21 protein-coding genes are annotated in these 25,481 nt (G+C 68.7%); 11 read left to right on the forward strand and 10 right to left on the reverse strand.

Annotated elements, in window-relative coordinates; genetic code table 11:
* Nucleotide 1 precedes the first annotated feature (1 nt).
* Entirely contained in the window at nucleotides 2-3,118 is a 3,117-nt protein-coding gene (locus VGC13_RS24305) for a CHAT domain-containing protein (RefSeq protein WP_331127900.1), read from the reverse strand.
* A gap of 341 nt (nucleotides 3,119-3,459) precedes the next feature.
* On the opposite strand from VGC13_RS24305, the gene VGC13_RS24310 reads away from it, so the two are divergent.
* Nucleotides 3,460-4,950, forward strand: a complete 1,491-nt coding sequence (locus VGC13_RS24310) for a DASS family sodium-coupled anion symporter (RefSeq protein WP_331127901.1) — start codon at nucleotides 3,460-3,462, stop codon at nucleotides 4,948-4,950.
* Here the strand turns inward: VGC13_RS24310 and VGC13_RS24315 are convergent.
* The 4 genes from VGC13_RS24315 to VGC13_RS24330 form a co-directional block, all read right to left on the reverse strand.
* Nucleotides 4,910-5,575 carry a hypothetical protein gene (locus VGC13_RS24315; RefSeq protein WP_331127902.1) on the reverse strand — a complete coding sequence of 222 codons (666 nt, stop codon included), beginning with the start codon at nucleotides 5,573-5,575 and terminating at the stop codon, nucleotides 4,910-4,912. The two genes, VGC13_RS24310 and VGC13_RS24315, sit on opposite strands and share 41 nt — an antisense overlap.
* A 4-nt stretch (nucleotides 5,576-5,579) precedes the next feature.
* Nucleotides 5,580-5,876 carry a hypothetical protein gene (locus tag VGC13_RS24320; protein WP_331127903.1) on the reverse strand — a complete coding sequence of 99 codons (297 nt, stop codon included), beginning with the start codon at nucleotides 5,874-5,876 and terminating at the stop codon, nucleotides 5,580-5,582.
* A gap of 217 nt (nucleotides 5,877-6,093) precedes the next feature.
* A complete protein-coding gene (locus VGC13_RS24325; protein WP_331127904.1) occupies nucleotides 6,094-8,025 on the reverse strand; it encodes a M1 family metallopeptidase in 1,932 nt (643 codons plus the stop codon).
* 375 nt (nucleotides 8,026-8,400) lie between these two features.
* On the reverse strand, nucleotides 8,401-9,867 hold the full coding sequence (locus VGC13_RS24330) for a hypothetical protein (RefSeq protein ID WP_331127905.1): 1,467 nt from the start codon (nucleotides 9,865-9,867) through the stop codon (nucleotides 8,401-8,403).
* Between the two features lie 412 nt (nucleotides 9,868-10,279).
* On the opposite strand from VGC13_RS24330, the gene VGC13_RS24335 reads away from it, so the two are divergent.
* Nucleotides 10,280-11,623 carry a pitrilysin family protein gene (locus VGC13_RS24335; RefSeq protein WP_331127906.1) on the forward strand — a complete coding sequence of 448 codons (1,344 nt, stop codon included), beginning with the start codon at nucleotides 10,280-10,282 and terminating at the stop codon, nucleotides 11,621-11,623.
* Nucleotides 11,623-13,059, forward strand: a complete 1,437-nt coding sequence (locus VGC13_RS24340) for a pitrilysin family protein (RefSeq protein WP_331127907.1) — start codon at nucleotides 11,623-11,625, stop codon at nucleotides 13,057-13,059. Before VGC13_RS24335 ends, VGC13_RS24340 begins: the two co-directional genes overlap by 1 nt.
* 751 nt (nucleotides 13,060-13,810) lie before the next feature.
* Here VGC13_RS24340 and VGC13_RS24345 read toward each other — a convergent pair.
* Together VGC13_RS24345 and VGC13_RS24350 are read right to left on the reverse strand one after the other, a co-directional pair.
* A complete protein-coding gene (locus VGC13_RS24345) occupies nucleotides 13,811-14,053 on the reverse strand; it encodes a hypothetical protein (protein WP_331127908.1) in 243 nt (80 codons plus the stop codon).
* Between the two features lie 13 nt (nucleotides 14,054-14,066).
* Nucleotides 14,067-14,522, reverse strand: a complete 456-nt coding sequence (locus VGC13_RS24350) for a hypothetical protein (protein ID WP_331127909.1) — start codon at nucleotides 14,520-14,522, stop codon at nucleotides 14,067-14,069.
* 815 nt (nucleotides 14,523-15,337) lie between these two features.
* On the opposite strand from VGC13_RS24350, the gene VGC13_RS24355 reads away from it, so the two are divergent.
* Entirely contained in the window at nucleotides 15,338-15,583 is a 246-nt protein-coding gene (locus VGC13_RS24355) for a hypothetical protein (protein WP_331127910.1), read from the forward strand.
* On the opposite strand, the gene VGC13_RS24360 is transcribed toward VGC13_RS24355, so the two are convergent.
* A complete protein-coding gene (locus tag VGC13_RS24360; protein WP_331127911.1) occupies nucleotides 15,584-16,420 on the reverse strand; it encodes a hypothetical protein in 837 nt (278 codons plus the stop codon).
* A gap of 156 nt (nucleotides 16,421-16,576) precedes the next feature.
* Between VGC13_RS24360 and VGC13_RS24365 the strand changes: the two genes are divergently transcribed.
* The 5 genes from VGC13_RS24365 (at nucleotide 16,577) to VGC13_RS24385 (ending at nucleotide 21,286) form a co-directional block, all read left to right on the forward strand.
* Nucleotides 16,577-16,738 carry a hypothetical protein gene (locus VGC13_RS24365; protein WP_331127912.1) on the forward strand — a complete coding sequence of 54 codons (162 nt, stop codon included), beginning with the start codon at nucleotides 16,577-16,579 and terminating at the stop codon, nucleotides 16,736-16,738.
* 581 nt (nucleotides 16,739-17,319) lie between these two features.
* Nucleotides 17,320-17,802: a GNAT family N-acetyltransferase gene (locus VGC13_RS24370; RefSeq protein WP_331127913.1), complete on the forward strand. Its 483-nt coding sequence runs from the start codon at nucleotides 17,320-17,322 to the stop codon at nucleotides 17,800-17,802.
* Nucleotides 17,803-18,238: 436 nt separating this feature from the next.
* Nucleotides 18,239-18,739, forward strand: a complete 501-nt coding sequence (locus tag VGC13_RS24375) for a hypothetical protein (RefSeq protein ID WP_331127914.1) — start codon at nucleotides 18,239-18,241, stop codon at nucleotides 18,737-18,739.
* Nucleotides 18,736-20,166 (forward strand): relaxase/mobilization nuclease domain-containing protein, encoded by a 1,431-nt coding sequence (locus tag VGC13_RS24380; RefSeq protein WP_331127915.1) that lies wholly within the window; start codon nucleotides 18,736-18,738, stop codon nucleotides 20,164-20,166. Before VGC13_RS24375 ends, VGC13_RS24380 begins: the two co-directional genes overlap by 4 nt.
* Nucleotides 20,167-20,209: 43 nt before the next feature.
* Nucleotides 20,210-21,286, forward strand: coding sequence for a hypothetical protein (locus VGC13_RS24385; protein ID WP_331127916.1), 1,077 nt, complete (start codon nucleotides 20,210-20,212; stop codon nucleotides 21,284-21,286).
* A 110-nt stretch (nucleotides 21,287-21,396) separates the two neighbouring features.
* Here the strand turns inward: VGC13_RS24385 and VGC13_RS24390 are convergent, their stop codons facing one another.
* On the reverse strand, nucleotides 21,397-21,753 hold the full coding sequence (locus VGC13_RS24390) for a hypothetical protein (protein WP_331127917.1): 357 nt from the start codon (nucleotides 21,751-21,753) through the stop codon (nucleotides 21,397-21,399).
* Between the two features lie 42 nt (nucleotides 21,754-21,795).
* The gene (locus VGC13_RS24395; RefSeq protein WP_331127918.1) at nucleotides 21,796-22,461 is read right to left on the reverse strand and encodes an SEC-C metal-binding domain-containing protein; all 666 of its coding nucleotides are present in this window, start codon (nucleotides 22,459-22,461) and stop codon (nucleotides 21,796-21,798) included.
* Between the two features lie 786 nt (nucleotides 22,462-23,247).
* Here VGC13_RS24395 and VGC13_RS24400 point away from each other — a divergent pair.
* Nucleotides 23,248-23,664, forward strand: a complete 417-nt coding sequence (locus VGC13_RS24400) for a hypothetical protein (protein ID WP_331127919.1) — start codon at nucleotides 23,248-23,250, stop codon at nucleotides 23,662-23,664.
* Nucleotides 23,665-23,764: 100 nt separating this feature from the next.
* On the forward strand, nucleotides 23,765-25,072 hold the full coding sequence (locus tag VGC13_RS24405) for a tyrosine-type recombinase/integrase (protein ID WP_331127920.1): 1,308 nt from the start codon (nucleotides 23,765-23,767) through the stop codon (nucleotides 25,070-25,072).
* Nucleotides 25,073-25,481 lie beyond the last annotated feature (409 nt).

Consider the following 25,481-nt stretch of genomic DNA (forward strand, 5'->3'; position numbering starts at 1 on the left):
ATTAATTGCCGGCATAGCGGAAGCCGGCCCACGCGGACGGCGAGCGGAGCGACGGATCAGGACTGCGGAGCAATTGCAGCTGGGCTTCGCGCAGTGCGGCGGGGGCATCGCGCGAGCGGCTGAAGGAGTCGTGGAACCGGACCATGAGCTCGCGCGTGGGCCTATCGTTCACCCGCCAAGTGCTCCCGATCACACCTCCCGCCCCGGCGGCGAGCAGGGCACCGCTGAATCCCGCGAGTCCGCCGGACCTTCCGTCGCGCGAGCGGAGCGTTTCACACGCGGAAAGCACGACCAGGCGCATGTGCCGCAAGTCGAGTGCGCCCAGGTCTTCAGCGGTGAGGCGGCCGGATGGCGAGCCCGCGGCAGCGGACAGGACCAGCGACGACTGCTCGGGCCGGGCATCGTCGAGGAGCGCATGGCCGGCGAAGTGAAAGAGCCAGGCTCCACTCAGCGCACGAGTCACTGCCGGCGCCGTGGCCCCCGAGCCGGCCATTACCTCCGCCGCACCCGAGTAGAAGATGGAGACGGAACGCACTTCGTGACCGTTCGCCACCAGGGGCTGCAACTCCGGGAGCCCGGGCACGGACGCCGGCCCCGCCGCGAGCAGCGCGTTGAGTGCAGCCACGCTCGCGCGGCGGGGTTGCGGGAACGCCTCCTGAAGATTGGCCGCGTAGCGCAGGACGTGGTCGTGGATCAGGTATCGCCGCCTGCGGGCATCGTACAGTGCCGCGAAGGGAACCGCCCCCAGCTCACCGTCCGCGATCAGCACCACGCGGGCATCGCGCGGTCCCAGTGCCGCGGCAAAAGGCCGGACCAGCCGATCATGGAGCGTCCCGAGCAGCGGGAGCAAAGCCTCGTCCGAGCCTCCTGCTTCCAGAAGGGTGCGTGCACGCTCCGCGTCGCGCAGCAACCCGTCCCGGTCCGCATCCGTCCTCACGAACCGCACGGAGTCCCACCGAATGGCCCACGTGAGGAGCGTGTCGCCGATCAGCGCGTACTCGAGAACGGTTTCGCCCGGCGGCGCCCGCAGTTCCGTGCGTCCGGCCGGTCCGGGTCCACGGACCGGTGCCAGTGACGCGCGTCCCCGTTCCAGTACACGGAGCGCATCGACCGGCTGGCCCCGGTTCACGTGGAGCATCACCACCCTGTCGAACACGGACCGCGCGGCATCCAGCAGCGACGCCCGGTACGGCTCGCTGGCGATCCTGTCGTGCTGCTGCCGGAGCAGGGTGGTCGCGCGCTCCAGGTCGGCGGCCGCGCCACTGGCGTCTGCCTGCCCCAGCCGGGCCTCCGCGCGCGCAACCAGCGCGTTGAGCTGGCGCATGACCGTCTGCGCGCTGTCGGGAAGCGCAATTACGGAGTCCAGCAGCCGCGCCGCCCGGCCGGGATCCCGTTTGAGCAAGGTGGCCGCCCGGGCCGCCAGGGCATCGCCCGTGAACCACATGCGGCGCTGGCCGGGTGGGAACTGCCGGATCAGGCTGTCGCCCGCCTCGTAATCCGCGACCGCGCCCGTCAGGTCCTGCACGGCCGCGCGGAACTGCGCACGGTACACCAGGGCTTCGGCGTAGTACGTGGCATTGGGGTGCCGGGACGCCACGGCCACGTCTTCATCGTAGAAGTGGCGCGCCGCGATGGGCAGGGCATCGGAAGCCAGCTCCTCTCCGGTGACGGAGAGCGCGGTGTGCAGCCAATGCGAGCCGCGGAAGGGCCGCAGCACCTTCAGCGCGCGATGCGCCGATGCGTACGCATCGGGATGCAGGCCCAGGGAGAACTCTGCGTCGGACATCAGGTACAGTGCACGCCCTTGGCTCTCCGCCTCTCCAGCCTGCTGAAACGCGGCGAGCGCGCGGTGGGCCGTCTGCTGTGCCTCCTGATAGCTCGCGTCCCGCAGGTGTGCGGTCCCCAGGACCGCGAGGGCGTTCCCGCGCAATGCGGGGGCACGGATGCTGTCCGCGTCGGCGAGGAGCTGCTGAAGGACCACCGCGCCTGCCTGGAGCGACCCGGTAACCACCAGGGTCGCGCCGTAGTAGTGCCGGGCCCACAGGTCCAGCGCCGCGGAAGGCGCACCGAGCCGGAGCAGTCTGGCGAAGTGTTCCCTGGGAGCGCCGTGCTCCTGCTCGAACTTTGCCAGGCCCTCCGCCCACATGTGGTGCCCACGGGCAAGCACGTCGAGCTTGCCCGGAGGGCAGCCGCGAATGGAACGCACCGCATCCACCAGAGTTGCGTCGCCTCCCTGTTGCTCCAGCGCGGTTCCCATAAGCTCCGCCGCCCGGAGGTACGCGGCCGCGCCTGCCGAATCACCCCGCAGGTGAGCGGCGCCCCAGCCGCCAAGCAGCCGCCACCACCCCCATTCCCGCGCCTCCCGCGGAGCTCCCGCCACGTATTGCGCGAAAGCGGTGGCCGGCGCCCCAAGAAACGGCGCCCTGAGCGGGCGAACATGCTCCCGTGCCCGCCGGCGGCGCTCACCCTCCCCCTTCCACTTTGATCCCCGTCCCCACGTCTGGAATCTCCGCCACGCGACATCCGCCTCCCCGTCGATGCCCAGCAGTTCGAGGCTGAGCGCAAGATTGAAGAGGGCAGCAGGATGCCGCGAATCATGCTGGAGCGCCTTTCCCGCCATCTCCACCGCCTGGAAAAGGTCCTGCGAGCTCTGCGTCTGCTCGGCCCGTATCAGCAGAGCCGCCGCGAGGTCCGCCAGCGGCCGCTCGGGAGCTTCGGACAGCCGGGCTGCCTTCTGCATGTTTGAGATGGACCGGTTCAGCGCGTTTCCTTCACCTCTCGCAAACAGGAGGTCGATCAGCGCCAGGGCATGAAGGGCGTCCGGATCGGCCGAACGCTGCGCAACCGCGGACGCGCGTGTGGCGATGCCGGCAATCCGCTCTCTGGTTCTACGGGAAAGGTTTGATGTAGGGCAGGAGTTACGGGGGATGATGCCGAGCGTGTCCGGAAGCGAAGAACACTTGGCGTAGACGGGGGAGATCGTCAGCATGGGCCCAACGCGGCGCATGCCGCCGATTTCCCGCTGAAGCTCGAAAAGCAGCCCGTGCGGAGGGGGAACGGCGGAATGGGTTTCGGTGGCCAGACCCAGCGCGAGCAGGAGGGCGATGCGTTTCGCCATGCGGAACGCGCGGGATCGTCCTTCCCTGTGTCGCTGTCGCGAAGAGTTCATCTTTGAAATAGCGGCGACACACGCGCGCGTGTCCGTAAGCCAGTCCCTGACTCTCATGGTGCGTCAAGACCGGTGCTGGCACAAGAGCCGTAGCAGTTCGGCCTACTTCACTTCTGCGTGAGAATGGCCGGAGGCAGGCTGTGCGCTTGCCGGACTCGGGCCTCACCGCCATTGTGTCGCACCTACCGCAGGCGTGCCCTCCGCCGTCCGCCATCCCTTCTCGACGCCATCTTCCCTTCCACGTGACGGAATCCGCAACTTCGGGCCGTGGTCTTCCCTCGTCCGGCCCGGTGCTGACGAGCGGGGAGGAGCGCTTCGAGCGCATTCGCCAGCGCGCGGGGCTCATCGTGGCGCCGCTGGTGTTCACGGCGCTGCTGCTGGCGCCGCTGGACGGGCTGAAGCCGGAGGCGCACCGTCTGGCGGCGGTGATGGCGGCGGTGGTGGTGCTGTGGATCACCGAAGCGCTGCCGATGCCGGTGACGGCGCTGCTGGGCGCGGCGGCGTGCGTGGTGCTGCGCGTGGCGCCGGCCAAGGAGGTGTTCGCCCCCTACGCGGACCCGCTGATCTTTCTGTTCATCGGCTCGTTCATCATCGCGCGGGCCATCTTTCTCCACGGGCTGGACCGGCGCGTGGCGTTCGGCGTGCTGTCCATGCGGTGGATCGACGGGCGGCCGTCGCGGGTGCTGCTGGCGTTTGGCGCGGTGACGGCCACGCTGAGCGCCTGGATGTCGAACACGGCCACCACGGCCATGATGTTCGGCATCGGCATGTCCATCCTGTCGGTGATGATGGCGGCGGGCGGCGCCGGCGGGCCGGGGATCGACCCGCGCTACGCCACGGGGCTGATGCTGATGACGTCGTTCGCGGCCTCCATCGGCGGGCTGGCGACGCCGGTGGGCACACCGCCCAACGTGATCGGCATCGGCTTCATCCGCGGGCTGCTGAAGGAGGAGGTCACCTTTTTCGAGTGGATGGCGGTGGGCGTGCCGGTGGTCGTCCTGCTGTTCATCTGCCTGTACCTGTACCTGAACGCGCTGTCGCCCGCCGGCGTCACCACGCTGGGCGAGGGCGCGGAGGTCATCCGCCGCGAGCGCGCGTCGCTGGGCGCGTGGACGCGGGGGCAGAAGTCGGTGGCGATCGCGTTCGCGGTGACGGCGGTGCTGTGGATTACCCCCGGCCTGTTCGCGCTGACGGCGGGCGAGGGGAGCCCCGTCTATCGCGAGCTTTCGGCGCGGGTGCCGGAGAGCGCGGCGGCGCTGCTGGGCGCGCTGCTGCTCTTTCTTCTCCCCGGTGACCGCGGCGCGCGGGCCATCACCTGGGACGAGGCGGCAAAGATCGACTGGGGGGTGATCCTGCTGTACGGCGGCGGCTTTGCGCTGGGCGTGCTCTCGTTCCAGACGGGGCTGGCGGAGGGGGTGGGGCGCGGGCTGACGGGGCTGCTGCCCGTGCACGGCGAGTTCGGGCTGCTGGCCGCGTCGGTCATCGTGGCGGTGCTGGTGTCGGAGACCACCTCCAACACGGCGTCGGCCAACATGGTGGTGCCGGTGGTGATCTCCATCGCCGTGGCGCAGGGGGTGGACCCGTTCGTCCCCGCGCTGGGGGCCACGATGGCGGCCAGCCTGGGCTTCATGCTCCCGGTGTCGACCCCCTGCAACGCCATCGTCTACGGCTCGGGCTACGTGCCGCTGATGCGGATGGTGCGCTACGGCATCATCCTGGACCTCATCGGCATCGTGGTCATCACCGGCGCGGTCTGGATGCTCGCGCCCTTGCTGCGGTAGCCCTGGGCGGCCGCGGACGGGCCGCGCCTTCGGCCTGGGCGGCACCACCCAGCCGCAGGATGCGCTCGGGGTTGCCGCCGTCGAGCACGTCCTCCTTGGCCGCCAGCAGAATTCCGCGCAGCATCTGCGCGTCCGTCTCGATCCCCATCCTGCGCGCCCGCTCGCGCGCCTCGGCCAGCAGCGGCTCCGGCACGCGCAGCGAGATGCGCGCGCGCCCCGGTGCCCGCGCAAGATCCGACCGCGCCAGCGTATGCACGCGCTCCGCGAACTCCGCGTCCCCCGCCAGCTCCCGCAGGTAAAAACGCAGCACGCTGGGCCTGAACGTCTGGATGGGTGCCTCGAAGGTGCGCGCCATCAGGTGGATCACGTCTTCGAGGTGCGTGGGGATCCTCGCCTCCAGCGTCTCTTCCTTCCGCTGCTGAAGCGCCTCCCCGATGCGGGGCGACGACTGCGCGGGAAGCATGACGGTGCCGTCGCATTCGTCGCACACACCCACGAGCATCCCGGGAATGTCGATCTCCCGGTCGACAAGGCGGTACGTACGCACCTTGAAGTGCGTCGTCACCAGCGTCTTGCAGTGCCGGCAGATCGCCTCGGACTGGTCGCCTTCCTTGACGAGGTACATTGGACTACCTGTGTACGCTGATGAACACGGCTCGCGCGGAGAGAAAGTACGCCTTTACGTACCAGCTCTCTCCCTCGATCACGGGTGTGAACACGTGACACAGCACGTGCGGCAGGAAATGGTGCTTCCGACACGCGTAGTCCCGCCCGGTGCAGCGCAACAGCAATCGGATGACGAAGGATGTATCCACTTCGTTCGCGGCCAGGAGGTTCTTCTGGTCGATGTCGTCCCGGTCCTCGAATCCGAACTGATCCGTCTGCAGCGCGTCTACGAGCAGCGCCCGCACGTCCTTGAAACCCATCCCGCCTCCGTAGATTGTACGGCATTCGCCGTACGGTGTCAAGGCCGGGAGAGCGCGCTCCCGGTGAGGTGAGGGGTGGATGGTAAGGGTGTTCACTCCGTTCATGACAGTGCCCGTGCGAACACGGCCACCTCCGGCACAACGTGTTCAGGGGCATGCAGAAACGCCCGCCTCCAGGCTGGAGGCGGGCGTTTGCGGTTGGAGCGGGTCCGGCGGGCTAGCGGACGATCTCGTCCACCGATCCGGAGGTGACAGGATGGTACCCGGGCCGCGCGCGCTGGTAGATGCGGCGGGCGTGGGCCTGGCCCCACTCGCCCTGCTCCATGAGGCTGGTGAACAGCGGGCGCACGAACTTGCGGCGGCCCTGGCTGGTCAGGAAGCGCTCCAGCGCCGGGAGCGCCGGCTCGTACCGGTGCATTACGGCGATCTGCAGCCAGGCGAAGAGGATCTCGCTGTTCCCCTGCTCCGAAAGGCGGAAGGCGCGGTCCAGGTCCCCCAGCTGCGCCGGGGTCAGCCCCCGCGGCAGCGCGCCCAGGAAGTGCTGCCACTCCTGCGTGCTCCACTGGCTCGTCGCCAGCTGGGCGGCCGGGGTACCGGCCACGAAGCGCCGCGCCTGCGCCTCGACCGCCGCAAAGGCGCCGGACTCGCGGTGCACCGCGTTGGCGGGAAGGCCGGTGCCGTGCGTCCACTCCTGCAGCATCAGCCGCCGCTCCAGCTCCGCGTCGCCGCGGATCAGGTTGGCGCGCAGGTCCTCCAGAAAGCGCTCCGTGGTCATGGGCTGAAAGGCGTGGCGGTCGAAGTAGCCGCGCAGGTACGCATCCCACCGCTCGCGCCCCACGGCCGCTTCCAGCGTGCGCAGGAAGGTGGCGCCCTTCTCGTAGGGGATGTCCGTCATCCCCGCGTCGGGGTCGCGGCCGGCCAGGTCGATGTGCAGCCGCGTGTCGGCGCCGGTGGCCCCGCCAGCGTCCTCGATCCCCGCCTGCAGCCCCTGCCACCCCAGGTTGGCCAGCATGGCGGCGCGCTCCGGGCCGTACAGCGCCTCCATCACCCGGTTCTCGAAGTAGGTGGTGAAGCCCTCGTTCAGCCAGAAGTCGGACCAGGTGGCGTTGGTCACCAGGTTGCCGGACCACGAGTGCGCCAGCTCGTGCGCGATCAGCGACACCAGCGAGCGGTCGCCGGCCAGGATGGTGGGCGTGGCGAAGGTCAGGCGCGGGTTCTCCATTCCGCCGAAGGGGAACGACGGCGGCAGCACCAGCACGTCGTAGCGGCCCCAGCGGTAGGGGCCGTACAGCGCCTCGGCCGCGTCCACGAACTTCTCCAGCTCGGCCAGTTCGTAGGCGGCGCGGTCCAGCACCGACGGCTCCGTCCACACGCCGGTGCGCGGCCCCGTGGCGCGAAAGGCCAGTTCGCCCACGGCCAGCGCGATCAGGTACGGCGGCACGGGCGTGTCCAGCCGGAAGCGGAAGGCGCGCCCCCCCGGCACCGCCTCACCCTGCGGTGTCAGCATGTCGGCGCTCATCACCGCCGTCAGCGCGGCGGGAACGGTAATGCGGGCGTCGTAGGTCTGGCGGATGCCGGGCGAGTCCTGCGTGGGAATCCAGGTGCGGGTAAGGATGGCCTGCCCCTGCGAGAACAGGAACGGGTGCTGCTTCCCCGCCGTCTGCCCGGGGGTAAGCCACTGCAGCGCGCCGGCGTCGGGGCTGGTGCGGTAGCGGATGGCGATCTTTCGCCCCGGCGGCACGCCGACGACGAGCGGGCGGCCCAGCACCGAGTCCGCCGCGCCGAACTCCCACGGCAGCTCCTGTCCGGCGCCGTCCGTCACCGCCTGGATGTCGAGGCCGCGCGTGTCCAGCACGATCTCGTCCGCGCCGGGCGCGGCCTGCACGTCCAGCGTGGCGGTGCCCTCCAGCGTCTTCGTGGCGAAGTCCGCGCGCAGGTCCAGGGCGACGTGCGTGACGCGCGCCTGCTCGGGCCGCGCGAACGAGTGGATGTCGCGCGGCAGCGGGATCATCGCGTTCGCCGCCGCGGGGGCGGGCGACGCCCCGGGGTCCCCGGCGGGCGCGACGGCGGCGGGCGCGCATCCGCCCAGCGCGAAGGCGAGCGCCAGCACGACGGCACGCGTGTGTGGATTCGGTCGATCGATCCGCATCGATGTCATTCTGCTCGAGTGGTCATCCCGTTGTTCGGGACGGTCGGGCCTGCAAGTACCATCCCGCCCGGCGGAAGTTCACGTCCGTCGTGTTGAGCCGCGAGATCCTGCCGTGCATCCATCCCCTGAAAGAAGGCCTCATACCGATCCGGGAAAACAACACCTTTATGGGTACAGAGGAACAGAGTCAGACAGAGGAACCAAGATGAGATTCCAGCTCACTTCCTCTGTCTGACTCTGTTCCTCTGTACGATCATTCTTTTTCAGGATCTGGTATCACACGGAGTAAACGGAGTCAGCGGAGGACTGGCACTCCGTTGACTCCGTGTGAGGCCGATCTTCTTCGGGGACCGGGATGATTTCCGATCCCGCGGCTCAGAAGCGGATGCCCAGGAGCAGGCGGTTCAGGTCGAAGAAGTCGATGCCCTGGTGTTCAAGGAACAGCCGTGGCCCGTCCGTGCGGCCCGGCATGGGGAAGGTGACGCCGTAGCCCAGGTCAAGAACCGCCTCGCGCTTCGCCCGGCCGGGGGCGGGATCGGTCATCGCCAGAAAGCCCAGGCCTCCGTACGCGTACGGCTGGAACGGCGCGCCCCCCAGGCGCAGCGCGGAAAAGTCGTACTGCAGGTTGGCGGCGAGCAGCACCGACACCCCGCCGTCGCCCCCGCCGATGGCCAGCTCGGGGACCACGCTGAGCGCCGGGTTGCGCGGGCTGAGCGGGCCCAGGTCCAGCCGTCCGCCCAGGACGAACTGCCGCGGCCGGTCCAGGTTGCCGCCCGCATACGTGCTCCACCCCTCCACTCGCGGCGAAAAGCCGGGACGGCGCGCCGGGCGGACCGCGGCGTCCGTTGCGCCGACGCGCTCCTGCACCCGCAGCGCCACCCGCGCCTCCAGGTTTTCCAGCAGCCGCTGCTCCGCTTCCGGCGTAAGCCCCGCCGCGCCGATGCGCCGCAGCTCGTCGCGCACCAGCTCGCGCAGCTCCGCGCGCTCGGCGGCCATCAGGTCGCGCAGCATGGGCTCCAGGTCCGCCAGCACCTGCCGGCGCACCAGCTCCATCTGCCCGCTGGTCACCCCGGCGCCTTCCAGCCCGGGGCGCCGGTTGACGCCGGACGAGTCCGACGGACCGTAGCGCAGGTAGATCTCGCCCTCGCGCGGCACGGGAATGGTGACGAACTGCTGCCCGTCGCCGTCGCGGCGCTCGGCGCGCGCCTCGCCGTCGCGGGTCACGTAGACGGTGTCGCGCGTCTCGCGGACCACGCGCGGCGCGTCGGCGGCAACCCGGCGCCCCGCGCGGCCCAGGCGGAACGTCAGTCCCGCGGAAAGCTGCAGGTTGGAACGCAGGTCGTCGCTCAGCGAGTCGCCCGCCTGGAACAGGTAGCTGCGCGCGGACGCCATCAATCCCACCCGCCCCAGGTCGAGCCGCGCGCCGCCGCCCAGGATGGCCGCGTCCTGGTCGTCCGGCTGGTTGCCGTCCTCGTCCGTGAACCCCTCCATGAAGTCCACGCGCCCCACCCCGGCCACCAGGAAGGGGGTGATGCCGCGCCCCGAGTTCAGGTTCAGCTGCGCCTCGGCGCCGTACGCCTGCAGCGGCGCCGTGCCGTCGCGGTCGTCGTTGAGCCCGCGCCAGTAGAAGCCGCGGATGCCGGCGAAGTCGGCCAGGTCCAGCCCCAGCCGCACGCCCACCAGCTCCTGGTCGGGCACGCGCAGCTCGGAGGCGAACTCCTGCCGCCCCACGAAGATCTCCACCGGCACGGTGGGGCCCAGCCGCTGCGCCCCGGCGGGAAAAGCGGCGGAAAGCACGGCGCCCGCGGCCGCGAGGGCGCGGACGATGGTTGGATTGGTCATGGCTCGGGGAAGGGGGTGTGGAAGAGGAGGACAGGCCCCGGGAAGATGCGGACTACGGGGCGGCGCGGCAAGCGGATTCAACGATGTGGCAATTTTTTAGCATCTCCGCTACCTTGGCCGTTGCCGGCGGATGGCGCGGAGCCGGCCGCGTCGCGTGGACGCGGCCCCGCGGGAGCACCGTCCGTCAGGCAGCGACAGCGATCCGCCACGAGGGACGTCCGCATCCGCGGCATCGTGCATACGATTTCCGGACGTGCCGCGCGCGCCGGAACCTTGTCCGCCGCACGGGTACAACGGCGCCTGCCGATGCCAAGATTTTAGCAGGTTCCCGTTCCGCCCCTATTTCGGGAACACCCGCGGGGCAGTACACTCCCTGCATCTGACCACCCTTACCTTGAAAGAGGCAGCTACGATGAAACGCCTCGTCCTGCTGCTGAACCTGCTCGCGGCACCGGTCGCCGCGCAGCAGGTCAGCATCCCGCACACCACCTTTACGCTCCCCAACGGGCTGCGGGTGATCGTGGCGGAAGACCATTCGGCGCCCGTGGCGGCGGTGAACGTGTGGTACCACGTGGGCTCGGGGTACGAGCGCCCCGGCCGCACCGGGTTCGCGCACCTCTTCGAGCACATCATGTTCGAGGGAAGCAAGAACGTCCCCGAGGGCGACTTCGACAACTGGCTGGAAGCGGCGGGCGCCTGGAACAACGGCAGCACCAACAACGACCGCACCAACTACTTCGAGGTCATGCCCTCCAACGCGGTTGAGCTGGCCCTGTGGCTGGAGGCCGACCGCATGGGCGGGCTGCTGGACGCCATGAGCCCCGGCAAGCTCGAGGGGCAGCGCGGCGTGGTGAAGAACGAGCGCAGGCAGAGCTACGAGAACCAGCCGTACGGGCTGCTGTGGGAGGCCGCGCCGCCCCTGCTGTACCCCGAGGGCCACCCGTACTCGTGGACGACGATCGGCTCGATGGCCGACCTGGACGCGGCGCAGCTGGACGACGTGAGCCAGTTCTTTCGCACCTACTACGCGCCCAACAACGCCTCCATCGCCATCGTGGGCGACGTGAACCCGCAGCAGGTGCGGCAGTGGGTGGAGCGCTACTTCGGCTGGATTCCCCGCGGCGCCGACGTGCAGCGGCCCACCATCGCGCAGCCGGCGCTGGCGGCCACCACCTACACCACCCGCGAGGACCGCGTCACCCTGCCGGAGCTGACCATGTTCTGGCGCACGGGCCCGCGCTTTTCGCAGGACGAGGCGGCCATCAACGCGCTGGCGGCCATCCTGACCGACGGCAAGAGCGCGCGGCTGTACAAGCGCCTGGTGTACGACGAGCAGGTGGCGACCTTCACCCAGTCGCTCAACGAGGCCCAGCTGCTCTCCGGCGACCTGATGCTGCGCATCCGCGCCCGCCCCGACGTGGACCTGGACCGCATCGAGGCGGCGATGGACGAAGAGATCGCGAAGCTGGCCGCGGCGCCGCCCTCGCGGGAGGAGCTGGACCGCGTGGTCAACGGCATGGTGACGGGCTTCGTGGGCGGGCTGGAGACGGTGCAGGGCAAGGCCGACCGGCTGAACGACTACCTGTACTACGCGGGCAACCCGGGATACTCGGAGCAGGACCTGGCCCGCTACCGCGCCCTGACCCCGGCGCACATCCAGCGCGCGGCGCAGCAGTACCTGGCCGGCAAGAACCACGTGATCATCAGCATCGTCCCGCAGGGCAAGACGGAGCTCGCCGCCCAGGAGAACCAGTAATGAAGCGCACCCTTCTTTCCATCGCGGCCGGCGCCGCCCTGCTGGGCGGCCCCGCGGCCGCGCAGGACTTTCCCACCACGCCGCCGCGCGCCACCGGCGCGCCGCGGGTGGACCTGCCGGAGCCGGTGCGCATGCGCCTGCCCAACGGCCTGACCGTGATGTACGTGCAGCAGCGCGAGCTTCCCGTCGTCAGCGCCGTGCTGGTGACGCGCGGCGCGGGGAGCGCCGACGAGCCGGCCCAGGTGCCGGGGCTGGCGTCGTTCACCGCCAGCATGCTGGACGAGGGCGCCGGCGGCCGCGACGCCCTGGCGCTGGCCAGCGCGCTGGACCTGCTGGGCGCCAGCCTGTCCACCGGCTCGGGGACGGATGCGGCGCAGGCCAACCTGTACGTGCTGCGGCAGAACTTTCCCGCGGCGCTGCGCATCATGGCCGACGTGGTGACGCGGCCGGACTTTCCCGAGCGCGAGGTGAACCGCCTGCGCGACGAGCGGCTGACGGCGCTGGCCCGGGCCCGGGACGAGGCCACCACCATCGCCAACAACGCCTTTGCGTCGCTGGTGTACGGCGCGCAGCACCCGTACGGCCGCGTGCCCACCGCCGAGGGGACGCGCGCGCTGGACCGCGGCCGCGTGCAGGGCTTTCACGCCGCGCGCTACCGGCCCGAGAGCTCCACGCTGATCCTGGTGGGCGACGTGGACCCCGCGGCCATGCAGCCCATGGTGGCCGAGGCCTTTGGCGCCTGGCGCGCGCAGGGCCCCGCCGCCGCCGGGCCGGCCGAGCTGCCGCAGGCGCCCAGCATCGGGCGCACGGTGGTGTACCTGATCGACAAGCCGGGCGCGGCGCAGTCGGAGATCCGCATCGGGCACCCGGGCGTGCCGCGCAGCAGCCCGGACTTCTTTCCGGTGATGGTGATGAACACCATGCTGGGCGGCACCTTCACCAGCCGGCTGAACACCAACCTGCGCGAGACGCACGGCTGGGCGTACGGCGCCAGCAGCAACTTCGCGATGCTGCGCGGGGCCGGGCCGTTCACCGCGCGGGCGGGGGTGCAGACCAACGCCACCGACAGCGCCCTGGTGGAGTTCTTCCGCGAGCTCAACCGCATCCGCACCGAGGCGGTGACCCCCACGGAGCTGGACAAGATCAAGAACTTCGTGGCCCTGCGCCTTCCCGGCCAGCTGGAGACCACCTCCGACATCGCCGGCCAGCTGGCGGCGCTGGAGACCTACGGCCTGGACGCCTCGTACTTCGACGACTACGTGCAGCGGGTGATGGCCGTCACGGCCGACGACCTGCGGCGGGTGGCGAGCGAGTACATACGCCCCGACCGCGCCGTGGTGGTCGTCGTGGGCGACCGGCAGGTGGTGGAGGCCGCGGTCCGCGCGGCGAACGTGGGGCCGGTGGAGATTCGGGAGGTGACGGAGTTCGTGCGGTGAAGGGGTGAAGGGGTGAAGGGGTGAAGGGGTGAAGGGGTGAAGGGGTGAAGGGGTGAAGGGGTGAAGGGGTGAAGGGGTGAAGGGGTGAAGGGGTGAGGTTCCCGGCGGGGCGCAGGGTTGGCGGTGCGCCCCGCGGGAGCGAGTGAACTCGCCGCAACGACTGTGGAAAGCCCCGCAAACTGCGCGGGGCTTCACCGGCACACCGCGGCATGCGTGCGGCACACGACCCGTCGGCGAAGGCCGACATCGCGTTGTCCCAGCCGCGAATTCATTCGCTTGGGGGCCGGGGGGTTCCCGGCGGGCGCGGGGTCGGTGGTGCGCCCCGCGGGAGCGAGTGAACTCGCCGCAACGACTGCGGAAAGCCCCGCAGATTACGTAAGCACGTAGCTGCGGTGCAAGATGCTCAAAAACGGCGAAAAACCTAGATGTGCGCGCGCAGCCGACACCAACCTAACCGCCGATTTGGGCAGATTGCCCCCCTCATCTGACAGACTAACTGACAGCCCCGCCGGGCCTACTCGCCCGGCGGGGCTGTTCCCCGCTCCCCCGGCGCCCACCCCGGCGCCGCCCCCTGCGCACTTCCGCAGAAACCGTGCGGCGTGTGCTCTTTTGTCGCGCCCAAAAACCGAAGGGTCCCAAAAAAATTTGCGGAACGGCGGGCTCGGGGGGGACAAGCCCCCCACTCGCCCGCCGTAGTGGAAACCGCTGGTGAGGCGCAACGCGCCCCACCCCCCTCTGCGGCTAGTCCCCGTTAATCATCATCGTCGCCGTCGCCTTCCCCGGTTTGCTCGTGGAGCTGTCGCCGTGCGGATAATTCGTCTTCCATCGCTCGCAGGTAACTGCCGGGCGGAGCGCCGCTGATCCGCTCCGCCAACGACAACAGCACCGCCACAAAACCCACCGCCAACACCGCGAGAATCCCCGGCGCCTCCCACAGAACCAACAGGACTATCAAGGCGAATACGCCGAGCGCGGTGGTGATGATCTCAACCATCTGGATTCTCTGGTCAGGTGCGATACAACCATTCCGGTTCGCCTACGCCCATACGCCGGTAGCCCTGGGCGAGGGCGGTGGTGATCCGCAGTCGCGCCTCTGTTCGCGCTTCACCGCGCAACTCGCTCAACAGTCGGTCCAGAAGCGAAGGGCCATCCTCCGCCGGGGTGCTAGACAGCCGCTCGACGGGATGCGCCCACTCGGAGGCGGGGTGGGCCAAGTGCTCGCGCAAGTACCACTCGCACAATAGGGTGCGGTTTCTCGCGTAGGGTTCCGATCCCGCAAGGAACTTGTCGAACGAGGTGTGCCGCATACCGATCCGGCGCGCAATCTCCCGGACGGACGAGGCGTTCGCGCGTCTGTTTGCGTATTTCCGGACTACGGCAATGTCCAATTCCGGGTAGGGTACTTCCCGGGTTCCCTCGGCCATGGCTGTTGTCACCCCTTTATCCAAAGCGAACAGTGCCATCAAGCCCGCTGGGAGGAACGAGGGCGGCGGTCACCACCTTCGCTCCAGATTAAGCCACTCGCCCAAGTGTGTGCTCCTGGCCTAGCGGCGGGAGTTTACCCACGGGAGAGATAGTGGACGGCCAAGGATGCAGGGACCCGGAGGAAGTCCTTTCACCCCCTACGGATCAACGCCCGCGTCAAGCGTACCGGTTTCCCAGCGTTCTTGCTCCAGCGGCAGCCCCAGCGGCGTCTTGGTTAGTTGCCGCTTCCGAACATCCGCCCACAGCCCGGCGGATACCCGTACCTGTAGCGCTCGTAATCGGGCGGCTCATTGCCGTACGGCGGAGGCATGGGCGAACCGCCGCCCGTTTCCGTTGGGCGGTGCGTCTGCGCCGCCGCAGCGGTCCTCACCTGCCGACCGCACGGCACTCCGGCGCTGGGCGCGGAACGCGGCGGTGTCGAGGGGGGCGCCTGTTCCTGTGGCGCGGAAGATTGTTCGATTTTCTGCGTTCGCATCCCGAGCGTCCTCCATGTCGAAAGCGGCCAAAAAACTCGCGCTTTGACATTAAACCAGACGCAACTCGGAAGGCAATTTTTCACCAAAACACAGTCTCCGGCCGCACTCCTGTCCCTATCGGATCGGCAATCGTTACTCGGTAGGACACGCGGAAACACAGGATATTGCTGGGGCTCTGCCGTTCTGATCCAGACGATTGCGAGGGAGATACCTACCCCCGGTTGGTGGCGTGTTCGTACCGCTCGAATGTATTTTCCGTCTGCTTAGCCCGGCTTTCGCCGGGGCAATGCACACCCATCAAGCGACGGAGCGCACCCATGTTCAAGCGATTCATTCCCGCAACCTTTGCCGCGCTGCTGGTGTTCACCGCGTGCACGGCGACGCCGACTGCGGCTCCGGGCACGAAGTCGTCCGGTGCTGATGCGCATTTCGACGAGGGGATCGGCGGCTACGGGTCCGGCAACCGCGAGGAGGGCTCCGGCCAAGATATGGGCGGAGTGGCAACCGCGTCGGCGGACAGCGGGGTAAGCCGAGGGGGAGGGGCTATCGGTTCGGGGAACTAATCAGAGCGAGCCCGCCAAACGCCTTACTCGGTCGTGGAGCATTTGCGCGTTGGCCGGGATAGGGCTGTTGGGAGGCAATGGCTTCTCGCGCTCCGGAGGCGCGGCGGACCGAATCTTCGCTAGCAAGTCATTGGCGAAATGTTCGGCAGTGGCATCCTGCCGTCCCCTAGCCATCTCACGGGCGCGGGCGACGAGTGCCCGCGCCCGCTCGATTTCTCCAGCGGTGTGATGTGCCTGTGCTACGTGGACCAGAGCCATAGGGGCGTTCTCAGTCGCGACAGCAGCAAGACCGAGGACCGCTTCCGATGCGGAGCGAACGCGTTCCGTCTGCCCCAGCACGGCGGCGGCCCGTGCGATGCTGGAGAGCGCCAGTACGCGCGCGCTCGGGATTGTGAGGAAGGGGAGAGCGGCTTCCATCACGGGCAGTGCGTGCGAGAAGTAGCCACGATTAAGCCAGATCAGCGCCCAATCGTGCGCCAGAGCGAAGATGTTCCGGGCACGCGGACCGTACAGGTTCGCGGCTGCTTCGGCGTGTATCTCCGCCCCTTCCCAATCTTCAACGTCGATGGACAGCGCCAGCAAGTCGTGCCGCGCTTCAGCGCCTAGATGCCGCAGGTTGTGCCTCTTGGCGTAGCGCCACGCGCGCTGGAGAAGCGCGCGCCCCCGCGCGCGATTGCCCCTGCCGATCTCTTGATTCGCCCAGGACAGCAGGGCGACTGTGTAGGCCGAGAGCTTACCGCCCAACCGCGCGACCGAGATTGCACGTTGGAACCACAGCGTTCCCAAGTCATACGCGGCGCGGGCGCGTTCCGCCCGGCCCGCATAGATGGCGAACATGGGATCGGCAGGCTGTGCATGTGCCGCAGCGGAGGCAAACTCTGCTGCTGTCGCGTAGAACACGCGATCCAGCGCCCAGTGATAGATACCGGCACACGCGGTGGCGAGACCTTCCGCAGTAGCGGTTGCGGGTGAGCCCACGAGATCGGCGAGTGCTTGAAGCTCCGCAGCGATCTCGTTCGCTCCCGCTGGCACACGGGGCGGGTGCCGATCTTGGAAAAGGCCACTCCTTCGTTCTGGCGCTACCTCTGCCCACAGGATTACGTCACGCACGCGTTGAAAGAGGAATGCGCCGAGCTCGCCGCCCACCTCATCTAGGACTTGGACGCCATCAAATGACCGATGGCGTCCTCTCGGTGGCGGCAACAGACGCCACTTTCGCGGTTGCTTTGCTTCCGGATCAGCCCGCTTGATGCCTACCATTCCCCCGGCCTTTCTGATCCTCTTTGATGAAGCGCGCGCGCCCATCTTTATACGGTCTAGACAACAACATGGCCGACCGCGATTGTGCACGCAAGGACGTAAAGAGTGTGTCAGTTTCGCCGGATCGTGTCCCCTGAACCGGACGGAGTAAACTAGGACGCTGCCCCCCCACGCCCGACCACCCCGCGACCCGGCTACCCTGCTACCCCGCCACCCGGCCACCCGGCCACCCGGCTACCCGGCCACCCCGGCCACCCCGGCCACCCGGCCACCAGCTACCCAGCTACCCAGCTACCCAGCTGCCCAGCTACCCGCAGCCCCGGTTGCGCGTGCCGCGAAACCGGGCCGCGTGCAGCGCGGGAGGGCGCGGAGCCCCGGAAGGCCCGGGAGCAGGGCAGCGAAGGACTGAGGTGTTATCTTTCGTCGGTGCAACGCGCCCCTATGCGGGCTGGACCGATGAACCGAGGAAATTTTGAATGCCGACGCTCAAACAAGATCCGATGCTGGGCCTGAAGCTTCTGCAGAAAGCTCTCAGCGGCGGCGAAGTGCGGATGGACCGTTGCGAACTTCACCCGGACCTGCAGATCCACGAAGACAGGCCGATTGGCCTCCGTCGCATCACGTACGCCGTAGTCAACCATGGCCGTGTCCGGGCTACTGTCGTCTTCTCACCGGACGGGACAGAGGAGGGAATTCCCGTTTTCGGCATCGGCTACGCCGTCGCCGAAAAGTTCCGGGGCCAAGGGCTTGCGAGCACCACAGTGCGTAAGGCGATCGAAGAACTGCGTCATCTGCTGGGACGCGAGTTCACCGGACCGTTCTACGTTGAGGCGATGGTTGCGACTTCAAACGATGCGTCAAACCGTCTGGCCCGGCGGATCATTTCCGACTCACCTGTAGCGGTGACCGACGAGGTTTCGGGGGAGCCGAGCTTCAAATACCGTCAACTCGTGGAGTAACGAAGTCGCACGCCGATGATCTCCTGCGGCCTGCGAGCAGCCCCCGCTGCCTCTCCGGAGGTGGCGGGGGCTGTTCGTTTCGCGTGCCGGGATTTCCCGAGATTGCGTGCCCGCGAAATTGCCGATTCTGCGTGCCGCGCAACTTCGCCGTTTCTCGTGCCACGAAAACACTGTCCGGCGAGGGCCCTCCGTCGCGTTCGGCGGTTCGGCTGAGGTGGCGGTATCAGCATAGGACAACCAAGAGCGAGCTATGGGAAAGAGGGGACCTTTTTCGCTCGCTGCGCTCGCAGGTCCCCCTTTCCCATGCTCGCCTTTTCGCTGCGCTCAAAGGAACGGCCGACCGGCCACGCGGCCGGTGCGCGGGGTATAAAGAGGCACCTCCGAGCGCGCCAGAACACAACCCGGCCACCCGGCCCGCAACACGCCACACGTCGCCATGCGCCGCCGCCCCAAGCGCACGATCCGCAAACCGACCCGCTGGTCCCCCGACGAGTGGCGCGCCGTCGAGGCCGCCGCCCGCGCCCGGCACATCCCCGCGCTCCGCTTCGTCCGCGAGGCCACCTTAGCGACCGCGCAGAGCGGCGACCCCACAGCCGCGCCGCCCCGACGGCGCCTTGTGCGGGACGAGCTGGTGCACCAGCTCGCGCGCGTCCTCAACAACCTGCGGCAGCTAGAGCGCGTGGCCGACGAGGACGGCGCCGCCGCCGTGGCCGCGCTCGCCGCCGCGTCCGCACACCTGACGGAGCAGGCGATCAAGGCCGCACCTGGGCGCGCCCGCGAAGCCGCCGCCGTCATAACCCCGATCATCACCGCCGGGCGCGTGCTCAACGAGCTTGTGCACGCCGGTCACGCGGACGAGGCCCTGCCGTCCACGCGTGAAATCGTCGCGGCCCTTGCCGCCGTGGACGAGGCCGTGCAGCGCGTGTTTGCCCTGTGATCGGGATTGCGAAGCGGGGCACCGGGTTCAAGGCGCTGGCCGCGTACTTGGTCTACGGCCACACGTACGAGGCCACGCCCCCGGAGCACCGCGTTTCGTGGATCGAAGCGCGCAACCTGCCGACCGCCGACCCGCAGGCCGCCGCGCGCATCATGCACGTAACCGCGCGCGACTCGGAGCGCGTCGAAAACCCCGTTTATCACCTGATCGTCAGCTTCGACGCAGGTGACCCCGTAACGCGCGACGTGATGCGCAGGGTGGCGGACCGCACCCTGCGCGACCTTGGCTTGCAGGACTATCAAGCGCTCATCGTCGCCCACGGCGACCGGGCGCACGCGCACCTGCACATCATGGTCAACCGGGTGCACCCGGAGAGGTGCACCGCGTGGCCGGGCCGAAACGACTACCGCGAGATACAGAAGACGATGCGGGCGCAGGAGGCCGAGCTAGGCTTCCGCATCGTTCCCGGCACGCTGGCCCCCGTCCCCGAGGAGGCGCTAGGGCGCGTGGAGCGCGCGCCCGCGCCCGCACCGCTCCTGCCCGGCGATGCCGCGTTTCTGGAACGGTGCAAGGCGCAGGCGGCGCCGCACCTGACGGGGGCGTGCTCCTGGGCGGAGTTGGAGCGCGCCCTAGCCGCGCACGGCCTGCGGGTCCAGATGAAGGGGCGCGGGATGGTCGTTACGGACGGTGTGCAGGAGGTCAAGGCGTCGGACGTGGCGCCGGGCACCGGCTCCCGTCACGCAGTGGAGCGGCGGCTAGGCTCGCACGGCGAGTACCGGAAGCGTCTCGCCGAGGCGGAGCGCGCCCCCGCCCCGAAACCCGCCCGCACCCCCACGGCCCCGACCCCGCAGCCCGCGCGGCCGGCGGGGCGCGCACCCGCCGTCCCCGCCGCCCCGCAGCCGCCCCGCCGGCGGCGCTCCTATCTGGAGGCCGGGCGCGACTTCGCCCGCGAGGTCCGCGCGCTCTACGCAGATCCCCGCGCCGCCCGCCGCGCCTTTCTGGACGCGGCGGCGCGCGGCGGCGCTGACCGCGCCGCCGCCGCGCTCCGCCAGCGGCCGGAGCGCTTCGGCGCGCTCCGCCCCGGCGCCGATCCCGCGCGCGCGGCGCACGCCGCGCTTGCCGGGTTCGAGTACGCCCGCCACCGCTCCGCGCGCCTGCGGCCCGCGCTCCAGCACGCCGCGCGGCTGCTCCGCGACGCCGCCAACGCTGATCCCCGCAACCGCTACTCCGATCTTCGCGAGGCCGCCGCCGTCCTGAACTCGGCACAGATCGGCCGCGCCGTCACCCCGGACCAGCTTGCGCGGCGGCTCGCACCCATGCTGCCGCGCTCCGCCGCCGGGCTCGCGCAGCAGGCGCTACGGATCGCGCACGACCTGGTGCGCGAGCACGAGCGCGAACACGGCCGCGAACGCGGCCTGAGTCTCTGACCGTTCCACACCGCCACACACCCCAGCCCGAGGAAGGCCCCGTATGATCCAGCGTGCAAACACCCCCCTCCACCCCACGCGCGAGCGCCGCCTGTACGGCGCCGCGGCCCGCGGCTACGTCGCCGCGATGCGTGACCTGTTCCTGTTCCCGATGGTCGCTCGCCGGGAGTTGCGCTTGATCGTCGGCTTGGACGAGGACGCGATTTCGCGCATGACGGTCTTGCCGGACATTTACGGCCCGCTCAAGTCGGAGCACGCGGACGGCGCCGTGGCCGCTGATGCCGCCCTCCTCTACTGGACCATGTACGAGCGCCGCCCGCGTGCGCTGCTCTGGACCATCGCAACCACCCTCCGCACCGAATGGGAGTGGCGCGAGGCCGAGGCCCGGCGCACCGAGGCGGACAGCTTCGCGAGCATCGCCGCCAACGACTACGAGTGGTTGCGCCAGCCGCGCCACGAGGCGCGCCAGCAGGTTGCCGCGATGGTCAACCGCGCGGCCTACGTCTACGCGGTGCCGGGGCCCGCCTGCCGCAACATCTGGCGGTCCGTCCGGCGGCGGGGCGCCGAGGCCACGCGGCGCGTGCTGGAGGAGAAGCCGCAGACGTTCGGGCGGCTCTACTCCGTCCGCCTGACCCGCTTCGGCGTGTTCCCCTACAACGATACGACGATGGCCCGCGAGATTGGGCTACCCTCCCTGCTGCGCTGCTTCGACGCCGTGATTGAGGCGCGCGTCAAGCGCAAGGTGGCGAAGGCGGGGCCCACGTTCCGCGCCCGCGCCCGCATGGTCAAGATGCGGGCGGCGGCCGAGGCCGTTGCGCGTCCTCAGCGCTACGGCAAGCCGGTGGACGAGGCGGGGCGCCTCATCGCCGTGCTGATGCGGCGACGCGACGTGGACGAGCCGCGCGACGAGCGCAACCCGCTCCCCAAGGTCAGGGACCAGCTTGCCGCCATGCTCCCGGCGGAGGCCGCCGGGCTCATCGAGGAGGCTTTCCGCGCCAGCCGCAAGCACTCTGGCGAAGACCCGGTATGGATTCGCGGACAGGGCGTGGAGGTGGAGCTAGAGCTAGACCGGAGCAGGCGCCCGGCCGTGTCCCGCGAGCGGCGCGGGCTCGACATTTGAGGAACCCGAAAAGCGTGCGCGGCGCCGCTGTCCTGCGGCGCCGCGCTGGCGTTTGGTGGGGGCATCATCCGTTGCCGTAGGTCGCTCCGTGCGTCGCGCACGATAGGCCATCATTGCTGGGCAAGCCAGCCCTTCGGGAGGCTAAGGCGCATATCTTTCGGGATAGCCAGCCACGAGGTGCCGTTATTGCTTTGCTTGACGTGATAGATGGTCTTGCACCATCCATCCTCGCCACCGAATAAACACGGTGCAACGAAAATGCACCCAATTTCACCGTCTCCCTCCCAGCCTGCGTCAGTAAAGAACGCTGCAAGCTCGGAGCGAAGCTGCTGCTCCTCCTCACGGCTTGCTGGAGACTCTTGCTCATCGTAGTGCGGATCGCGCACCGCCTCGCTCAGAGGACGTATGCAACGGAAGTCATCTATGAAGTGGAAATCCACGACGTAGTGATTGTCTTTGATCGCCATACCCTTTTGCCTTTCGTGGTCGTTAAGTGAGCCCCCGCTCGTTTACATCGCTAGTTCGCGATGGCACTTCTTCACCTTCTTGCCGCTCCCACAAGGACACGGATCATTGCGGCCGGCTTTCACAGCATCCAGCACGTTCCGTGGCGGCGGAAGGAGGTCTGAATGTCCGGTGATCTGCATGTAAGCTAGCAGCTTTTGGCGCTGAATGGTTTCGTACTCGCTGACTTCCGCACCTGAGAGTATGATTTCTCCGTGCTGCTCCGCACGGTCTCCCCGGTTCATCAACTCGAACTCGGCATCGCAAGCGTCGATGAATGATTCGATTGCTGGTGAAGGGGACAGTACATGCAGAACACTTTTTACCGGCCTGCCATTGTAGACTCGCGTCGCGTCCGGCAGAAAGAGGACGCGTTCCACCAATGAGAGCTTTGGCGTTAGGTCATGCAGCTTACCGTCACGATCCTCCCACACCGCGTGAAATTCGGCTTCCAGCATGACGTTCGGCCACTCCCATATCTGCCATCCATAGCAGATTCTGCCGCCGTTATTTCGGACGTGCTGCGCAACAACTTCGAAACAGTCCTGCGGCTCGGCTCCGGTAACCGGCGTGACAGGGAGATAACGTGGCGGGATATTTGGAACAAGTTGATTGCAAAGCTGCCGGATCGTGTCCGTGATCGCGCCGGGTGTCGTTCCCCCTTCGAACATCGAATCTCCCCTCTCGACCGTGGGTCAGTAGTTCAGCGATCGTTCCGTATGGAATCTACGTGAAGCGTTCGCTACATCCAACCGGGTTTGGGGGCGGGCGTGTCCCTCCGCTGCGCTCCGGGCCGGGCTTCGCGCGCAGTAGGGCGACAAACAACGTCGCCCAACTGCGCCGGGCCAGCACCGCCACAAACAGCCGTGGCGGTGCCGTCCCGGCCCTCCGGGCGCGAATCCCTCACGCGGCTTGTGCGGGGGCATACGGGGTATCACAGGGCGAGTGCAGCCCGAGCGTAACCCTAGCCCCCGCCGTCCCTTGCCACACCCCCTGTATCTCCCGAGACCCCAACGGCGCGCCCGCTGCGCGGGCGGGTGGGGCGCCGGGCTACGGGATAGATCGAAGGTCCCTTCGCCCGTCGCCCCACAACCCCGGCACCCTGCCGCCGGTTCTGGTTTCTCCCGTTCCGCTGACTTGACGGGCTGCGCCCGTCACAACGGTTTCCGGCAACGACCCGCACGCGGAGCCCGTGCCGCTGCCGCGTGCATCGGCGCGCACGCTGGGCCCAGCGGTTACGCTCGCTTAGGCTCGCTATCGCCTGCGCTCGCAAGCTCGCTACGGCGGGTAGGTCGCCTGCGGCGCGCTTTTGTGGGGGGCAGGGCCCCCCACACCCCCACCTTTTCGCGCGGCGTGTGTGATCGGTGCGGGGGCGCGGCTCCGGTCCGCTCCGGCGGCCTGCCGTGCGGGGGCGGGGCGCGGTCCACCGGCCCGCTCCGGCGGAGGGAGGCGCGCGCATGATCCAGATACCCCCCGCACTCCCCGCCACCGAGCGCGCCGCCCTCTGGCGCGCGCACGCCGAGATCCTGCGCAGCTATGGCGCCGAGCACATTGCCGCCGTGCTGGAGGCGTGCGCCGCGCAGCTCGACGCCGACGAGCGCGCGCGCCCGCACTCCGTTGTCACGCTGGACCGCGCCGTAGAGCTCACCGGATTCACGCGCGGCCACCTGCGGCGCCTGTGCCGCTCCGGCAAGCTGCCCAACGTGGGCACCAAGGCCGCGCCCGCGTTCCGCCTGGCCGACCTGCCGCGCAAGCCGGGCGCCGCCGCCCCAGCGGACGACGAGGTGCCGCAATACCGCAATACGGATGCGCCGGTATCGCGCATGGACATTGTCCGTAAAGTGATCTACGGGGGCAGCAATGGCGCGGAATAACTCGCGTTCTATGCAATACGAAGGTATTGCGCAACCTGCAATAACTCGCTATATTAAAGGGGTCGGTAGCGCGCGCCATCGCTCTACAGGAGCTAGGACGATGGCGAAGAACCAGACGAAGCCCCAGCCGCAGACGTGGAGCTACACCACCGGTAAGAAGGGTGCAAACCGCATCCGCGTCTATGAGGACGGTGTAGGGGGCCCGCTCAAGTTGGAATACTTTGAGCCGGTGTTTGACAATCAGGGTTTGCCAGTCATTGACCCCAAGACGGGCACGCAGCAGAGGAAGCGGGAGCGTATCAACCTCACGCGTGCGGGGATCAAGACCCGTCTACAGGCGATGAACAAGGCCGAGGAGGTTGCCAAGCAGTTTGGAGAGGCGCCGAGCGGCCCCGTTACAGGCCTGTCTAAGGGGACCGGGCCCCTTACGCTTGGCAAGCTGTTCGACCTGTACTTTGCCGAGGCCGTGCCGCACAAGAAGCCCGACACGCAGCGGCAGAACGACACCGACCGGCGCATGTTCCTTGCTCACTTCGGCCGCAACGCCATCGTTGAGCGGATCGGACCAGACGGACGCCCGGTTACGGAAATGGGACGCGTGCGGTATAACGAGTTTATCCGCGCGCGGAAGGAGGGAACGATCCCCGGTTTCCCCCTGAAAGCCAAGGGCCAGACGCTACGCAACGACATTCGCTTCTTGCGGGCTGTCTTCACCTGGGCGAAAGTAGAGCGCGACGACGGTAGCGTGCTCTTGCTCCGGAACCCTTGGGAGGGCTTCCCCTTGCCCCCGGCGGATACGCCGGTGCGGCAGGAAATGACCAAGGAGCTACACGCGCGGCTTACCAAGCACGCGGGAAACTGGCGCATGGCCGCCGTTCTGGACCTGTGCCGGGAGACGCGCCGCCGCATGAACAGCGTGCGTCAACTCGCAATCTCTGACATTGACCTTGCCGCCGGGCTGGTGCAGTGGCAGGGCGAGAAGGACAAGGTAGGAAAAACGCGCGTAACGCCCCTTACAAGGCGCGCGGTGGAGGTGATAGAGCTTGCCCTAGCCAACCGCCGCGAAGAGGGCTTAGACGGCTCTCCGTGGCTGATTCCGGAGGAGGGCGACCCCACCCGGCCGGTGCGCCGCAGCCGCTTGGACAACTGGATGCGGGCCACCAAGAAGGCGCAAGGACTCAACATCCCGCGCCTTGGCTACCACGGCGAGAAGCGCGCAGGCATCCGGGACCCCAAGTTTCGCAAGCTGGACCCGGCCGTGCAGGAGGAGCTTGCGGGCACTACGTGGGAGACGATGCGCCGCGTCTACGATTACGTAGACGTTCCCACTCTGCGCGAGGCCGTGGCCGCGCTGGAGGGAGGGAAGCCGGGCCGCAAGCGGTGCACTCGCGAGAGCGTTGCGGCCTAAAAGGAGCGAATTTCGCTCAACTGACAGGATCAACTGACAGATTGCAGGGAGCGTGAGGCTAAGTGCCTGCAAACACTAGACTTGCGCAGACGTTACGGAATACCCCGCAAACTGCGCGGGGCTTCACCGGCACACCACGGCATGCGTGCGGCATACGACCCGTCGGCGAAGGCCGACATCGCGTTGTCCCAGCCGCGAATTCATTCGCCTGGGGGCCGGGGGGTTCACGGCGGGGCGCAGGGTTGGCGGTGCGCCCCGCGGGAGCTGGGAAACCCGGGCGCCCACCACACGCTCCCTGAACACCGGGGCCGCCTGTCCGCGAAGGCGGACGTCGTGTGGTTGTTGCAGCGAATTCATTCGCCCTTGCCCCGGCACGGCACCTCGCTCCTCCCGATCACTCCGCACCTGG

Source organism: Longimicrobium sp. (genome assembly GCF_036399255.1).
Taxonomy (GTDB): Bacteria; Gemmatimonadota; Gemmatimonadetes; order Longimicrobiales; family Longimicrobiaceae; genus Longimicrobium.

Coding starts and splice junctions, on each gene's coding strand:
- VGC13_RS24330 (WP_331127905.1), bottom strand. CDS start 9,867: ATGACCAATCCAACCATCGTCCGCGCCCTCGCGGCCGCGGGCGCCGTG.
- VGC13_RS24345 (WP_331127908.1), bottom strand. CDS start 14,053: ATGGTTGAGATCATCACCACCGCGCTCGGCGTATTCGCCTTGATAGTC.
- VGC13_RS24375 (WP_331127914.1), top strand. CDS start 18,239: ATGCGCCGCCGCCCCAAGCGCACGATCCGCAAACCGACCCGCTGGTCC.
- VGC13_RS24335 (WP_331127906.1), top strand. CDS start 10,280: ATGAAACGCCTCGTCCTGCTGCTGAACCTGCTCGCGGCACCGGTCGCC.
- VGC13_RS24315 (WP_331127902.1), bottom strand. CDS start 5,575: ATGTACCTCGTCAAGGAAGGCGACCAGTCCGAGGCGATCTGCCGGCAC.
- VGC13_RS24355 (WP_331127910.1), top strand. CDS start 15,338: ATGTTCAAGCGATTCATTCCCGCAACCTTTGCCGCGCTGCTGGTGTTC.
- VGC13_RS24320 (WP_331127903.1), bottom strand. CDS start 5,876: ATGGGTTTCAAGGACGTGCGGGCGCTGCTCGTAGACGCGCTGCAGACG.
- VGC13_RS24385 (WP_331127916.1), top strand. CDS start 20,210: ATGATCCAGCGTGCAAACACCCCCCTCCACCCCACGCGCGAGCGCCGC.
- VGC13_RS24405 (WP_331127920.1), top strand. CDS start 23,765: ATGGCGAAGAACCAGACGAAGCCCCAGCCGCAGACGTGGAGCTACACC.
- VGC13_RS24325 (WP_331127904.1), bottom strand. CDS start 8,025: ATGCGGATCGATCGACCGAATCCACACACGCGTGCCGTCGTGCTGGCG.
- VGC13_RS24400 (WP_331127919.1), top strand. CDS start 23,248: ATGATCCAGATACCCCCCGCACTCCCCGCCACCGAGCGCGCCGCCCTC.
- VGC13_RS24360 (WP_331127911.1), bottom strand. CDS start 16,420: ATGTTCGCCATCTATGCGGGCCGGGCGGAACGCGCCCGCGCCGCGTAT.
- VGC13_RS24390 (WP_331127917.1), bottom strand. CDS start 21,753: ATGGCGATCAAAGACAATCACTACGTCGTGGATTTCCACTTCATAGAT.
- VGC13_RS24340 (WP_331127907.1), top strand. CDS start 11,623: ATGAAGCGCACCCTTCTTTCCATCGCGGCCGGCGCCGCCCTGCTGGGC.
- VGC13_RS24370 (WP_331127913.1), top strand. CDS start 17,320: ATGCCGACGCTCAAACAAGATCCGATGCTGGGCCTGAAGCTTCTGCAG.
- VGC13_RS24305 (WP_331127900.1), bottom strand. CDS start 3,118: ATGGCGAAACGCATCGCCCTCCTGCTCGCGCTGGGTCTGGCCACCGAA.
- VGC13_RS24395 (WP_331127918.1), bottom strand. CDS start 22,461: ATGTTCGAAGGGGGAACGACACCCGGCGCGATCACGGACACGATCCGG.
- VGC13_RS24350 (WP_331127909.1), bottom strand. CDS start 14,522: ATGGCACTGTTCGCTTTGGATAAAGGGGTGACAACAGCCATGGCCGAG.